The organism is Streptosporangium album, from assembly GCF_014203795.1.
Classification (GTDB): domain Bacteria; phylum Actinomycetota; class Actinomycetes; order Streptosporangiales; family Streptosporangiaceae; genus Streptosporangium; species Streptosporangium album.
This window is the reverse complement of record NZ_JACHJU010000001.1, coordinates 4,836,596-4,850,671: the sequence shown is the minus strand read 5'-3', so window position 1 is coordinate 4,850,671 and position 14,076 is coordinate 4,836,596. Positions and strand designations below refer to the sequence as shown.

General features: G+C 71.7%; 13 protein-coding genes and 1 pseudogene. 5 read left to right on the top strand and 9 right to left on the bottom strand.

The window, feature by feature from the left end:
* Positions 1-159 precede the first annotated feature (159 nt).
* Together FHR32_RS23155 and FHR32_RS44650 are read left to right on the top strand one after the other, a co-directional pair.
* Entirely contained in the window at positions 160-2,847 is a 2,688-nt protein-coding gene (locus FHR32_RS23155; RefSeq protein ID WP_184756218.1) for a PEP/pyruvate-binding domain-containing protein, read from the top strand.
* A gap of 270 nt (positions 2,848-3,117) precedes the next feature.
* Positions 3,118-3,268: pseudogene (locus FHR32_RS44650) on the top strand (ATP-binding cassette domain-containing protein); the annotation flags it as partial.
* 120 nt (positions 3,269-3,388) lie between these two features.
* On the opposite strand, the gene FHR32_RS23145 reads toward FHR32_RS44650, so the two are convergent.
* The 4 genes from FHR32_RS23145 to FHR32_RS23130 form a co-directional block, all read right to left on the bottom strand.
* On the bottom strand, positions 3,389-4,429 hold the full coding sequence (locus FHR32_RS23145; RefSeq protein WP_184756217.1) for a LacI family DNA-binding transcriptional regulator: 1,041 nt from the start codon (positions 4,427-4,429) through the stop codon (positions 3,389-3,391).
* Positions 4,430-4,606: 177 nt separating this feature from the next.
* Positions 4,607-5,425, bottom strand: coding sequence for an ATP-binding cassette domain-containing protein (locus tag FHR32_RS23140; RefSeq protein ID WP_184756216.1), 819 nt, complete (start codon positions 5,423-5,425; stop codon positions 4,607-4,609).
* Positions 5,422-6,426, bottom strand: a complete 1,005-nt coding sequence (locus tag FHR32_RS23135) for an ABC transporter permease (protein ID WP_184756215.1) — start codon at positions 6,424-6,426, stop codon at positions 5,422-5,424. The genes FHR32_RS23140 and FHR32_RS23135 overlap by 4 nt, the downstream gene beginning before the upstream one ends.
* Positions 6,426-7,433 (bottom strand): sugar ABC transporter substrate-binding protein, encoded by a 1,008-nt coding sequence (locus FHR32_RS23130; protein ID WP_221465519.1) that lies wholly within the window; start codon positions 7,431-7,433, stop codon positions 6,426-6,428. Before FHR32_RS23130 ends, FHR32_RS23135 begins: the two co-directional genes overlap by 1 nt.
* Positions 7,434-7,608: 175 nt before the next feature.
* Between FHR32_RS23130 and FHR32_RS23125 the strand changes: the two genes are divergently transcribed.
* Positions 7,609-8,550: a carbohydrate kinase family protein gene (locus FHR32_RS23125; protein WP_184756213.1), complete on the top strand. Its 942-nt coding sequence runs from the start codon at positions 7,609-7,611 to the stop codon at positions 8,548-8,550.
* A 75-nt stretch (positions 8,551-8,625) separates the two neighbouring features.
* Here FHR32_RS23125 and FHR32_RS23120 read toward each other — a convergent pair whose 3' ends face one another.
* From FHR32_RS23120 to FHR32_RS23100, 5 genes are all read right to left on the bottom strand, one after another.
* Complete coding sequence (locus FHR32_RS23120) at positions 8,626-9,816, bottom strand: cation:proton antiporter (RefSeq protein ID WP_184756212.1); 1,191 nt, start codon at positions 9,814-9,816, stop codon at positions 8,626-8,628.
* A gap of 88 nt (positions 9,817-9,904) precedes the next feature.
* Positions 9,905-10,213: a hypothetical protein gene (locus FHR32_RS23115; RefSeq protein WP_184756211.1), complete on the bottom strand. Its 309-nt coding sequence runs from the start codon at positions 10,211-10,213 to the stop codon at positions 9,905-9,907.
* A gap of 8 nt (positions 10,214-10,221) precedes the next feature.
* Complete coding sequence (locus tag FHR32_RS23110) at positions 10,222-10,407, bottom strand: DUF418 domain-containing protein (protein WP_184756661.1); 186 nt, start codon at positions 10,405-10,407, stop codon at positions 10,222-10,224.
* Positions 10,408-10,452: 45 nt separating this feature from the next.
* Positions 10,453-11,481, bottom strand: a complete 1,029-nt coding sequence (locus FHR32_RS23105) for an N-acetylglucosamine kinase (protein ID WP_184756210.1) — start codon at positions 11,479-11,481, stop codon at positions 10,453-10,455.
* Between the two features lie 4 nt (positions 11,482-11,485).
* Positions 11,486-12,373: an alpha/beta hydrolase gene (locus FHR32_RS23100; protein ID WP_184756209.1), complete on the bottom strand. Its 888-nt coding sequence runs from the start codon at positions 12,371-12,373 to the stop codon at positions 11,486-11,488.
* Positions 12,374-12,542: 169 nt separating this feature from the next.
* Here FHR32_RS23100 and FHR32_RS23095 point away from each other — a divergent pair, with 169 nt between their 5' ends.
* Positions 12,543-13,091 (top strand): RNA polymerase sigma factor, encoded by a 549-nt coding sequence (locus FHR32_RS23095; protein WP_184756208.1) that lies wholly within the window; start codon positions 12,543-12,545, stop codon positions 13,089-13,091.
* The gene (locus FHR32_RS23090) at positions 13,088-14,059 is read left to right on the top strand and encodes a hypothetical protein (protein WP_184756207.1); all 972 of its coding nucleotides are present in this window, start codon (positions 13,088-13,090) and stop codon (positions 14,057-14,059) included. Before FHR32_RS23095 ends, FHR32_RS23090 begins: the two co-directional genes overlap by 4 nt.
* The last annotated feature ends 17 nt before the right edge of the window (positions 14,060-14,076 follow it).

The following is a 14,076-nucleotide window of genomic DNA, read 5'->3' as shown; positions in this document are numbered from 1 at the left end:
CGTTGCAGGCGAGCCCCACTCCCCTGCTTCCGCACGGACTCGAGAGCGGCGAGTCCTCCGTGATCCCGGTCGCGACGCTCGACGCCCTCGGCCACCCGGACGCTCCGCGAGCTCGCGATCCGGGCCACCGCTGCTCGGTGAAGCTTCAAGGAGACACACATGCCCACCCCATTGATCCTGAAATTTGACGACATCAGGGCAGAGATGCTGCCTCTCGTCGGCGGCAAGGCCGCCAACCTCGGCGTGCTCACCACCGCCGGGTTCCCCGTCCCGCCCGGGCTGTGTGTCACCACCGAGGCCTACCGCCGGGTCACCGAGCAGGCCGGTCTCGACGATGTGCTCGACGCCCTGGCCGTCACCCGCGCCGACGACGTGAAGGCCCTGAACGAGCTGGCCGCCCGGGCCCGCGCGCTCGTTCTCTCCGCCCCCGTGCCCGGTGACATCGCCGAGGCCGTACGGCGGAGCGCGCACGGCCCCGTCGCGGTCCGCTCCTCCGCCACCGCCGAGGACCTGCCGTACGCCAGCTTCGCCGGGCAGCAGGACACCTACCTCAACGTGGTCGGCGAGGAGGCCGTGCTGGACGCGGTCCGGCGCTGCTGGGCCTCGCTCTGGACCGACCGGGCCGTGGCCTACCGTGCCGCCGGGGGCATCGACCCCCGGGCCGTGCGACTGGCCGTGGTCGTCCAGGAGATGGTCCAGTCCGAGATCGCCGGAGTGATGTTCACCGCCAACCCGGTCACCGGGCGGCGGCGCGAGGCGGTCATCGACGCGAGCCCGGGGCTCGGCGAGGCGGTGGTCTCCGGTGCGGTCAACCCCGACCACTTCGTGGTGGACGTCGCCACCGGACGGATCACCGAGCGACGGCTCGGCGACAAGCGGCTGGCCGTACGATCCCTGTCCGGCGGGGGCGTCGAGCGCGTCGAGACCGCGGTGGAGGGCGCCTGCGTCACCGACGCGCAGATCAGGGCTCTGGCCGAGCTGGGCGACCGGGTCGAGGAGCACTACGGCTCCCCGCAGGACACCGAATGGGCGATCGACCCGGGAGGCGCGCTGTGGTTGACCCAGTCCCGTCCGATCACCACGCTGTATCCGATCCCCCGCCACTCGGCGTCCGAGCGACCGGACGGGATGCGGATCTACTTCTGCTTCACTGTGGCCCAGGGGCTCTACCGGCCGATCACCCCGATGGGCATGTCGGCCTTCCGGGTGCTGTCGTCGTCGGTCGCCGACCTGGTCGGGACCCCGGTGGCCGACCGGCTGGAGGGGGCGCCGCAGTTCGCCGAGGCGGGCGGGCGGATGTTCCTCGACGCCACCGGGATCATGCGCAGCCGGGTGGGCCGGGCGCTCTTCCCCCGGCTGCTCGACGTGATGGAGGCCCGGTCGGCCACGGTGCTGCGCGGTCTGGCCGGTGAACCCCGGTTCAGCATGACCCAGCGCTCCGTCCGGCCCGCCCTACGCCGGCTCGTCAGGAACGCGGCCCGCTTTCGCATCCCGTCACGCGCCGTGCGGGCCCTGCTGGATCCCGCGTCCGCGCACAGGAGAGCGGACCGGCTCAGGGCGGCCCTGCGGGTACGGCTGGCGTCCCCCGTGGACGCGTCCTCCCTGCAGCGGCTCGACCGCGTCGAGCAGATCCTCGGCACCCGGGCCATCCCGTTGCTCCCCGAGATCTTCCCGGGGGCGGCGGCCGGGTTCGCCATGCTCGGCCTGGCCTATCGCCTGCTCGGCGAGCGCGCCCGGCCCGGCGAGCTTCAGACCGTCCTGCGGGGACTTCCGCACAACGTGACCACGGAGATGGATCTGGCTCTGTGGCACCTGGCCGAGCGGATCCGCGCGGACGACGGTGCCGTGTCCCTGCTGCTCGGCACCCCCGCCGCCGAGCTCGCCGGACGTTTCCACGCCGGATCGCTGCCGGGCCCCGTGCAGAAGGGCCTGGCGGGATTCCTCGAGGTCTACGGCGTGCGGGCGGTCGCCGAGATCGACCTGGGGGTGCCGCGCTGGTCGGAGGACCCGACGCACATCATCGGCGTACTGGCCAACTACCTCCGTCTGGAGGATCCGGCTCTGGCCCCCGACGCCCTGTTCGCCAGGGGCGCCGCGGAGGCCACCGCCATGATCAGGACTCTGGGCGCCCGCGCGGGAGGTGTCCGCGGCCGGGCCGTCCGTTTCGCCCTCGGCCGGACCCGGGCCCTGGCCGGCCTGCGCGAGCTGCCCAAGTTCATCGTGATCACTGTGCTGGCCGCCATGCGCGCGGAGCTGAGGACCATCGGCGCCGACCTGACCGCCCGGGGCCTCCTGGACTCCCCCGGCGACATCTTCTCCCTGACGCTGGGAGAGGTCCGCACCGCCCTCGCGGCCGTGTCCGGGCAGAGCGCCTCCGCCGGTACGGCACCGCCGTACCCCGTCACGCTGCGGGCGCTCGTCTCCGAGCGGCGCGAGGAGTCCGCGCGCGAGCTGCGCCGTCGGCATGTGCCTCGCGTCCTGCTGTCGGACGGCACCGAACCCGAGGCCGTCGCCACGGCGGTCCCGGTGGACGGCGCGCTCACCGGGACTCCCGCCTCCGCCGGCAGTGTGACCGGCACCGCCAGGGTCGTGCTGGATCCCGTCGGCGCCCATCTGGAACCGGGTGAGATCCTGGTCTGTCCCTCCACCGACCCGGGCTGGACCCCGCTGTTCCTGACCGCGGGCGGCCTGGTGATGGAGATGGGCGGCGCGAACTCCCACGGCGCCGTGGTCGCCCGCGAGTACGGCATCCCGGCCGTCGTGGGCGTCGCCCGCGCGAGCGAGCACATCGTCACCGGTCAGCGGATCACCGTGGACGGCACCTCGGGCACGGTGGTCACCGGCTGAGGCCGGGACTCCGGCGTCGGCGCCCGGCCCGACGCCTGAGCCGGGGCGTGGTGCCCGGCGGGCGGACACTCGCACGCGCCGGCCGCACACCGCCCTTGGCCTCACATGGACGGCCGGGAGCGGGAGCGGGCGAACCGGTGCCACCGTCACCTGCGGGAGAATTCTCTGGCGGCGCCCACGCCCGCCTCGGTGTCGACGGCGCGAGCCGCGCGTCACTCACCACGAACCTGCAGCTGCTGGTCTCCATCCGGTTCGTGCGCCGATTCCGCCGTGATCGCAGTCTCCGGGCTGACGAAGTCCTACGGCGCGACCCGCGCCCTCGACCGGCTTGACCTGTCCGTCCGCACCGGTGAGGTACACAGGTTCCTCGGTCCCAACGGGGCGGGGAAGTCCACCACGATCCGCGTCCTGCTCGGCCGGTCGCGTGGCGGGCTGAAGCCCACGTCCCGGGGGGGAAGGAACCGTCGCACGGTAACGCACTGCCCGGGACAGGCCGCACATGTCCGCGGCGAGAAGCGGAGCGGGCGGGTGCGGCCCGAGGTCAGGACGGTCCGCTGCCCGCCCCCGGATCCCGGGGGCGCAGTTCCCCCGAGCCCCGCACGATCAGGCGGGTGGGCACCACGACGCTGCGGGCCTTCGACCGCTCGCCGTCCAGGCGGGCCAGCAGCAGCACGGCGGCCGCGCGTCCGATGGCGGCGGGGTCCTGCGCGACCACGGTCAGCGCGGGTTCGACGGCCTCCGCGAGGGGAAGGTCGTCGAACCCGACCACCGCCACGTCCCGGCGGCCGAGCCTGGCCAGCCCGAGGATCACCCCGGTCGCGGCGAAGTTGTTGGCCGCGAACACCGCCGTGACCGGGCTTGTCCCGCCGAGCAGCCGGGCGACGGCCGCCGCCGCGGCCTCATGGTCGTGGCCGATCTCCACCAGACTCCTGTCGAACCCGATTCCGGCGTCGGCCAGCGCGTCACGGTAGCCCTGGAACCGCTCCCGCCGGGTGTACAGGCCGGGCAGGTCTCCGATGAACGCGATCCTGCGGTGCCCGTGGGCGATCAGATGGGCGATGCCCGAGCGCGCGCCCTCCCGATTGGAGGAGACCACGGAGTCCGCGGTGAGCCCGTTGGCGGGACGGTCCAGGAACAGCAGGGGCAGGCCCGCCGCCCGCTCCGCCCGCAGGTGGCGGTGGTCGCTGTCGGCGGAGGGCACCACGAGGAGCGCGGTGACCCGCCGGGCCAGGAAGGTCGAGATCAGCGAACGCTCACGCTCGGCCGTCTCCTCCGAGGAACCGACGATGAGCGTGAGGCCGCGGGCCCGCACCGCGCTCTCGAACCCGCCCGCGACGGTCCCGAAAAACGGGTTGCCCATGTCGGGGATGACCAGTCCGACCGTGGAGTCACGGGCGCCCACCCGCATGTTGCGGGCCATGAGGTTGGGCTGGAAGCCCAGCCTGCCCATGGCCTCCAGGATGCGCTCGCGGGTTTCCGGGGCCACCGGGCCGTCGTCGTTGACCACCCGGGAGACGGTCTTGGCGGTAACGCCGACCTCCCGTGCCACATCCGTCATGGTGGCGCGGCGGACCTTGGGCATGGGTCACCGTTCTTCTCGTCGGGGTACGGCGTCGAAAACAGGTTAAAGGGTGATCACCCATCCCCGGCAGCGCCGGTCTCGGGGTCATCGCCCGTCCCGGCGCCACCGGTCTCAGGGTGATCGCCTTTTCTCCGGTACGGCCGGGCCCGAGGCGGGTGTCCACCTCCACGGCCGGCCTCAGGAGAGGCCGATGGCGCGGGCCGCGCCCTCGTCGGTGACGACCGCGCCCTTCCCGGAGTCCAGCTGTAACGCGCCCGTCATGATCGCGACCACCTCGGCCATGCCGTGGTCGCCCGGCTTGATCTGCGCGACCCTGCGTCCGAGCCGCTGGACGTGGATCCGGTCGGCGATCTCGAACACGTGCGGCATGTTGTGGCTGATCAGGATCACCGGCAGACCGCGGTCCCGGACCCGGCGGATCATGTCGAGCACCTGCCCGGACTCCTTGACGCCCAGCGCGGCGGTGGGCTCGTCCATCACCACCACATGCCGGGCCCAGGCGACCGCGCGGGCGACGGCCACGCCCTGACGCTGGCCTCCGGACAGCGACTCGACCGGCTGGGTGAAGGACCGCAGACCGATCTTGAGGTCGGCCATGTGCCGGGCCGACTCCTCGCGCATCCGCCTCTTGTCCAGCATCCGGAAGACCGTGCCGAGCAGGCCCGGGCGGCGCACCTCCCGTCCGAGGAACATGTTGCTGGCGATGTCCATCGACGCGGCGACCGCGAGGTCCTGGTAGACGGTCTCGATGCCGTGCCGCCGGGCTTCGAGCGGATCACGGAACCGTACGGCCCTGCCGTCCAGCAGGATCTCCCCCTCGTCCGGCTGGAGCGCTCCGGTGAGCGCCTTGATGAGACTCGACTTGCCGGCGCCGTTGTCACCGATGACGGCGAGCACCTCCCCCGCCATCAGGTCGAAGTCCACTCCGTCGAGGGCGGTCACGTGGCCGTAGCGCTTTACCAGGCCACGCGCCTGCAGCACCGGGACGTCGGTCATCGGTTCCTCCTGCGGGAGATCTGGTCCACGGTGACGGCGAGGATGACGAGGACACCGGTGATCAGGGTCTGGTAGATGGAGGGCACTCCCATGAGTTGCAGGCCGTTGCGGAAGACGCCCACGATCAAGGCGCCGACCAGGGTGCCGATCACCAGGCCCCGTCCGCCGAACAGGCTGGTGCCGCCCAGCACCACGGCGGTGATGCTGTCCAGGTTGTCGGTCTGCCCGGCCTGTGGGTCGCCCACCCCGGTCCTTGAGACCAGGAGCAGCGCGGCTATGCCGTACACGAGGCCGGCCACCGTGTAGACGCCGACGGTGAGCCGGGTGGTGCGGATGCCGGTGAGCCGGGCGACCTCGGGGCTGTTGCCCAGCGCGTAGACGTGCCGGCCCCACGCGGTCTGGCCGAGCAGATAGGTGAAGAACAGGAACAGCGCGATGGTCACCGCGGAGCCGTAGGTGACACTGGTCCCGCCGACCCGGAAGGTCTCACCGAGAAAGGTCAGCTCGCGGGGGAGGCCGGTGACCGTCTGGTCCTGCGAGTAGATGTGGGTCAGGGCGAAGGCGATGTTGAGCATGCCCAGCGTGACGATGAACGGCGGCAGCGGGATCGCGGTCACCAGCAGCCCGTTGACCGCGCCGAACGCCGCGCAGACGAGCAGGCCGAGCGCGATCGCGACCAGCGGCGGCACGGTGCCGTCCACGGCCAGCCTGGCCATGAGGATGCCGCCGAAGGCCATGATCGCGCCGTTCGACAGGTCGATCCCGGCGGTGAGGATGATCAGCGTCTGGCCGATGGCCAGAGTGCCGACCACCATCACCTGCTGGATGATCAGCGAGAAGTTCCCGCCGCTCAGGAACTGCTCGCTGTTGAAGGAGAAGAAGACGCAGGCGAGCAGGAGTGCCGCCAGCGGGCCCACGGTCGGGGTGCTGAGCAGCCTTCTCCCGAGCGGGGGCTCGGACACGGACGCCTCCGGTGAGGGCGCGGTCACGGTCATGGTCATCAGCCCCAGCAGTTCTGCAGGCCGAAGGCGGTGTCCTTGGCCTCGACGCCGCCGGCGGGCTTGTCGGTGATCAGGGTGACCCCGGTGTCGGTGTAGCCCGATGCCTTGGCACCACCCTTGGCGTGGGCGACCACGGCCTTCACGCCCTGCTCGGCCATCTTCAGCGGATACTGCTGGGAGGTGGCGGCGATCTGCCCGCTCTGCACGGCCTTGGTGCCCGTGCAGCCCCCGTCGACCGAGACGATCAGCACGTCCTTCTCCCGGCCCTTGGCCTTCAGCGCGGTGTAGGCGCCCAGCGCGGCCGGCTCGTTGATCGTGTAGACCACGTTGACGTCGGGGGCCTTCTGCAGGCAGTTCTCCATGGCCGTCTGGCCCTTGGCCTGGTCACCACCGGTGTCCTGGGAACAGACCACGGACGGGTCGCCCTCGGTGATGCCGTAGCCCTTAAGGAATCCGTCATGCCGGAGCCGGCCGACCGCCACGCCGGGGGCGAGGTCCAGAGTCGCGATCTTGGCGGGCTTGCCGGCCATCGCGGCCTTGGCGTACTGGCCGATGAGCTCGCCGGCCTTGAGGTTGTCGGTGGCGAACAGCGCGTCGGTGGCGTCCTGCGGCTCGGTCGGGCTGTCCAGCGCGATGACCATCACCCCGGCGGAGCGGGCCTTCTGCAGGGCGGGCACGATCGCCTTGGAGTCACTCGGGGTGATGAGGATGCCCTTCACCCCGGCGGCGACCATGTTCTCGATCGCGGTGATCTGGCCGGCGTTGTCGCCGTCGAACTTGCCCGCGGCGGTGGTCAGCTCCGCCCCCTCGGCTTTCGCCGCGGCCACGGCGCCCTCCTTCATCTTCACGAAGAACGGGTTGGTCTCGGTCTTGGTGATGAGACCGACCTTGATGGCCGCCGAGCCCCCGCCCTTCGCCGCGCCGTCTCCCCCGCAGCCGGCCAGGCTGACGGTGGCGAGGACGGCGCAGGCCGCGAGTGCGCCGGTGGCGCGAACGCTGAAAGACATCCGGTAACTCCTGATCATGGGGGATGTGGATGTCAACGTTGACATATGTCAACGTTGACATCGGTTGCCATGGATGATGAACTCCGCAACAGGAAACGTCAATGGTTTACCGCCGTAACAAGTCGGCAACGATGCCAGATCCCCTTCTGTCACGTCCCTCCCGAAAGGCAGGTCCATGCCCCCCATCAAGGTCGCCGTGCTCGGTGAGTGCGTCGCCGACGCCTTCGCGACCGGGAGCGCGTCGCAGGGCGAGCTCACCCTGCGTGTCCTGCCCGGCGGCAGCCCCGCGAACACCGCCGTGGCGCTCTCCCGCCTCGGCACCCCCGCCCGGTTCCTCGGACGCATCTCCCATGACTCCTTCGGCGCCATGTTCCGCGCCCATCTGGAGGACTCCGGGGTCGACCTGAGCAGGTGCGTCACCGCCGACGAGCCCAGCACGCTGGCGGTGGCCACCCTGGACGAGTCGGGGCAGGCCGTCTACTCCTTCCACGCGGAGGGGGCCGCCGACTGGGCGTGGAGCACGGCCGAACTGACCTCCGAACGGCTCGGCCACGTCTCCTGCCTGCACACCGGCTCCCTCGCCCTGGTCCGCGCCCCCGGCGCCGAGCGTGTCGAGGAGCTGCTGGGCCAGGCCGCCGCCCGCGCCACCGTGTCGATCGACCCCAACGTGCGCGCCGGCCTCGTCGACCCGGCCGTCTACCGGGAGCGGATGCCCGCCTGGTGCGCGCTGGCCGACATCATCAAGCTGAGCGACGACGACCTGGAGTGCATCAACCCCGGGGAGTCCCTCGACCGCGTGTGCGACACCTGGCACGCCGCGGGCGCCCGCCTGGTCGTGGTGACCCGCGGCTCCCGGGGGGCGACCGTCTCGGTGGACGGCGAGCGCGCGACGGTGTCCGCGCCCGCCACGGAGGTCGTGGACACCGTCGGCGCGGGCGACTCCTTCACCGCCGGTCTCCTGCACCGGCTGCACACCTCGGGCCTGCTCGGCGGGCGGCTCGACATCCTCGGCCTCGACCAGGCCCGGGACGCGGCGGCCTTCGCCGTCCGCGTCGCCGCGCTCACCTGCTCGGTTGCCGGAGCCAACCCGCCGTGGGCGCGCGACCTGGACGGCTGACGTAGCGACACCCTTCGAACACCGATCCCGATGACAGGGCCCGGGCCCGCGCCCCTTTCCCCGGGGTGAAACGGCTCAGGAGACGGGTCTCTCCTGCGGTTCCCTCCGCCTGCGCAGCAGCCTCGTGATCGACTCCGAGCGGCTGGCGATCAGCGGTCCGAGCAGGGCCAGCACGAGCACGTACCCCGCGATGAACGGCGCGAGCCTGCCGTCCAGCCCGGCGGCCAGCGCCATGGTGGCCAGGACGAGGGCGAACTCGCCGCGCGAGAGCACGGTGAGCGCGATGTTGACCGCCTGCGCCCTGCCGAAGGAGTTGAGTTTCGCGGCCAGCACCCCGGCCACGACGTTGAGCGCCATCGTGATCGCCACCGCGATCACGATGGGCCAGGCCACCGAGAGCATGTCGCCCGGCTCGATGGACAGGCCGAACGCGAAGAAGAACAGTGCGGCGAAGGCGTCCCGGAGCGGGTGGACGAGCTGGCGGATGCGCGGGGCGGCCCTGGTCGAGCTCAGGATGAGTCCGACCATGAAGGCGCCGATGGCGTCGGAGACGCCGAGTTCCTCCGCGACTCCGGCGGTGAAGATCGCCAGGCCGGTGAACATCACCACGAGCAGCTCGTCGTCCCTGGTGGTGACGAGCTTGTTGACCATCCGCGTCCCCCATCGGGCCAGCGCGGTCAGCGCGATCAGGAAGGCGAACGCCTTGCCGAAGGAGATCGCGGCGGCGGCGAAGGTGTCGGCACCGCTGAGGACCGGCTGCAACACGGCCAGGTAGAGCGCGAGGAAGACATCCTCGACCACGATGATGCCGAGGATGAGGCGGCTCTCCGGGTTGCCCAGGCGCCCGAGGTCGACGAGCAGCTTGGTCACGATGGCCGAGGAGGAGATTCCGATCACTCCGGCCAGGACCAGGGCCTCCCTGCTCCCCCAGCCGACGGCGAACCCGAAGGCCAGGCCGCCTCCGACGTTGAGCAGGATGTAGACGATCCCGGCCAGCACCAGCCGTCTGCCTCCCTCGACGAGGTCGTCCAGAGAGAACTCCAGGCCGAGGTAGAACAGCAGGAAGATCAGGCCGAGCGTGGCGATGACCTTCAGGTCCGCCGGGTTGTCGACCAGGGCGAGGCCGGGGGTGTGAGGGCCGAAGAGGATGCCCGCGAGCATGAACAGCGGGATCGTCGGCAGTCCTATCCGCGTGCCGAGCCTGGCGATGATCCCGGCGGCGAGGAAGGACCCGCCGAGGGCGATGAGAGCGTCACCCAGTGCCACGAGATCCTCCTTCGGGGCAGAATCCGGGCATGGCGAACGTACGTTTGTAGAACATGGAAACCTCCGTCGAGCGATCCGGTGACAGGCGTCAGAGATCGCCGGACGGAGGCGCGCGGGGTTCGGAGGTGTCGCGTACGGCGGGTGCGAGAAGAGGCGTCCGGGGGCGGACGGCGGCGAGCCGGGCGCCCGATGGGGGCGGGGCCGGTCCGGCGCCCGGCGGGGGCAGCGAGCGGTCCGTCGGATGGTGGAGCGTCAGAGGCAGGACCGCGCCGCCCGCCAGCGTGATCGCGAGTCCGGGCTCATGGTGACGGCCGTCGGGCGCCTGGAGCGGCGCGTGGACGACGACGAAAAGGGCCAGCAGAAGGGCGGCGACCGCACCGACGACCTTCCGCGACAAACCTGACCCTAACGTTTGATTAATCTGTCTACTATTTTATCATCTGTCATCCGATGGGTCTGAGGGGCCAGGTAGGCCCGGTGCCAGATCAGTTCGAGGGGTCCCCGCTCGAACCGCCGCAGCCACAGCGTGGACAGCGTCATGAACAGGGCGCAGATGCCCGCCCAGGCGGCCACGACCCATGCCGGCCGCAGCTCGCCGAACCTGACGGCCGGCCCGAGCCCCCAGCCCGGCCCCGCTCACTCCTCCCGCAGGATCCGCCGGTGCAGCCGTCGCGCCTCCTCGTCGTCCAGGCCGAACGCCTCCCTGGCCGCCAGCCAGGCCGCCGCCCCTGCCGCGTCCCCCGCCAGGACGGTCGGCGCACCCAGCCCGTCCCGTACTGCCGCATAGACCGGCCCCTGGCTGGTCAGCACGCTCCCGGCCAGCACGATGGGGGTGCTCTCCCCCTCCGCGCGCACCTCGGCCACCGTCGCGCAGAGCAGCCCCGCCGCCATTGAAACGATCTTCAAGGCGTCGGGGTCGCCCTCGGCCGCGGCCCGGCTCACCAGCGGCGCCAGCCTCGCCAGCTCCAGCGGGGACCTTCCCTGGAGGTGGACCACGATCCGGATGGCCTCCGCCCTGCCGTCCACGGGCGGCCATCCCGCCCCGGAGCCCTGCTCCGCGCCCGTGGGTGCTCCGGCCGCCCCGCCTCCGGCGTCCGGGACGTCTCCGGCACGGCTGTCGCGGACGTGACCGGCGACCAGGCGGGTCAGCAGCCCGTCGCTCTCACCCCGGCCGAGGCTGTGCACGGCCGCGCGGGCCGCCTCCCTCCCCAGCCAGAAGCCCGACCCCTGGTCGCCGAGCAGCCAGCCGAGCCCGTCGGAGATCACCGTCGGCTGCCCGCCCTCGATGCGGGCGGCGATGGCCCCGGTCCCCGCGATGAGCACGGTGCCCCGGGGCTCCGCCGTACCGGCGGCGAAGGCGATGCCGAGGTCACCCGTCACCACGGGGGCGCAGCGCAGCCCGGCGGAGGCCCACATCCGGTCGAAGACGGGCCGGTCGAGTGCCCCGATCCCGGCCATCCCGATGACGGCCCCGGCGACCTCGGCGGGATCCACCCCGCGCAGGGCGGGCTCCAGCGCCTGCCGGATGTTGGCGGCGGCCGTCTCGGTGCCGTGGGCCGCCGGGTTGCCCCCGGCGGCCTTGCCGTACCCGATCCGCCGCCCCGAGGCGTCGACGAGGAGGGCACGCGAGGAGGTGCCGCCGATGTCCAGTCCCAGAACGTACATCGGCTTACAGGTGCTCGCCGAGGAACGTCACGGTGGCCTCGACGGCCTGGGTGACGTGGGGCTCGGTGTCGTAGAGGTCGATGTGCAGCCTGGCGTCCAGCCAGATGAGGCTCTTGGGGTCGTCCATCCGCTTGTACGCCTCCTCGGCGCCCTCCGGGGAGCAGAAGCGGTCCACCACACCGTGCACGATCAGTGCGGGCTTGGGAGACAGGAAGTCGGCTCCGGTCATGTTGTCCAGCGTGATCAGCTCGCGGATGGAGGCTCTGGTGACCTCGTTGCGCCAGTGCGCCGAGGCGCCGCGCTCGGTGCCGTAGTAGGCGAACGGCTCGTCGCCCGGCATGGCGGCCTCGCCCTCGGCGGCCACGGCGGGCAGATACTCGATCTCACCGCCCCGGTCCTGGCGCTCCAGCACCTCGGTGAAGGAGGCCAGCGCGTCCTGGTAGCCGCCGGGCGACATGCCGGCCCGCATGCCGTAGGGGTTGTTGTAGGCCCCGGCGATGCCGGCGAAGACCTTCACCCGGGGGTCGAACGCGGCGAACCTGAGCGCGTAGCCGGCACCCAGGCAGATCCCGACCGCGCCGATCCTGGCGCCGTCGGCCTCGGGCCTCGCGCGCAGCAGCGAGACCGCGGCCCGCAGGTCGTGCAGCTTGCCCTGGGCGTCCTCGTGCCCGCGCGGTGTCCCGCCCGACTCGCCCCAGTTGCGGTGGTCGAAGGCCAGCGTCACGTATCCGGCCTCGGCCAGCCTGGCCGCGTACAGCCCGGCGACCTGGTCCCGCGTGCCGGTGAACGGCCCGGTGAGGACCAGGGCGGGGTGCGGGCCGGCGGGGGGCGGCAGCCTCAGGTCGCCGACGAGCCTGACCCCGTCGGCGTCGAACTCAACTCTCTCGATCACACCCTCCAGTCTGTACGGCTCCCGCCCCGGAAGCGAGCGGGGGGACGGCCACGCCGCCCCGGGAACGCGGAAAATGTCGTGTTCTGCGAGAAATGATGGACGCACTCGGCGCATGTAAGGAGTGTCCGCATTTCGCACTGACAGAGGAGACCGGCCATGGGAACCGCCCGTGGATGACGAACGGCCGGCCAGATTCGAAGCCGTCTACCGGGAGACATACGGCCAGATCACCGCCTACGTCGCGCGCCGCTGCGGGTCGCCGCAGGATGCGGCGGACGTCGTGGCGGAGACCTTCACCATCGCCTGGCGGCGGATGGACGACATGCCGCCGGGGCAGCAGGCCACCCTGTGGCTGTACGGCGTGGCGCGCAAGGTGCTGGCCGGTCACCGGCGCGGCGAGGTCCGCCGCCAGGCCCGCAGCGCCGAACTGGACGCCGAGCTGGCCGACCTGTACGGAGACTCCCCCGACAGCAGGGTCGAACTGGGCGCGATCGCCCAGGCTCTCGGGACCCTGCCCGACGACGACCGCGAGCTGCTGTCGCTGGTCGCCTGGGAGGGCCTGGACCGGGAGGAGATCGCCACGACGCTCGGACTGTCGCGCAACGCCGTACGCATCAGGCTCTACCGCGCCCGCAGGCGCCTCTCCCGTGCGCTCGCCGAGGCGGGCGTCCGGTTCACCGCGGAAAGCCGGCTGATCCCGACGGAAAGGGTGTCGTGAAGAACATCGACGAGATCGAAGCGATGAGACCGCTGGCCCGGGTCGAGCCCGGAAAGCCGGGAGGCCGCCCGTCCGACGCGGGGGCGCGGACGCTGCTGGCCTCGATCACGGCCGAGGAACCCGGCGCGGCCGTCGCCGGGCCGCTCCGGGCCCGCTACTACGGTCCCCGGCGCCTGGTCCTGGGCCTGGCGGCCGCGGTCGTGCTCGCCGCGGGTGCGGTGGTGGGGCCGAGCCTGCTGGAAAACGGTTCCGGGGTGCCGAGCTCCTGGGCCGTCGCCAAGGCCGCCAACGGGATGGTGACCATCCAGGTCCGCGACTTCCGTGACGCTCCGGGGCTGAAGAAGCGGCTGGAGGACATCGGTGTCCCCGCGATCGTCGACTACGTTCCCTGGGGGCAGAGGTGCCGCGAACCGCGCGGTAAGCACGTGATGGACATCCCCCGAGGCCTGTACAGCCTGCCGGAGAACATTCCCGGCGACAAGCAGGGCTGGCAGATGCGGATCGACACCACGCTGTTCAGGACGGGCCAGACCTTCGTCTGGACCATCAGCGCCCCTCCGAACGGGGAAGGCAGCAGCGCCAGCACCTATCTCATGGAGGGCCCGGTGGCGTCCTGCGTGCCCGTGCCTGCGCCCAAACAGAAGGTGATCAAGGAGGAATTCCGGACGGCGACCGTCAAGGGTCGCTCGCTGGAGGGGTTCCGCGTGGATGAGAAGACCGTCGGCGAGATCCTGCCGGAGCTCAAGAAGCGTGGCAGGAAGGTCATCTTTCTGATCATATCCATCCCGCCGGGGAACCCTGGGGGTTTCGGCGAGGAGCGCACGCAGGAAGAGCCCGTCGGCGACGACTGGATCGTCTGGGAGGCGGAGGAGAACGCCAAGGGGGTCATCCGCCTGCTCGTCACCGACAAGCGCTACGACAGGAACCCGGTCTACGGCGGCCCGCGCGACGACGTCATCAAGGACTGACCGCGGACCCCGCTCCC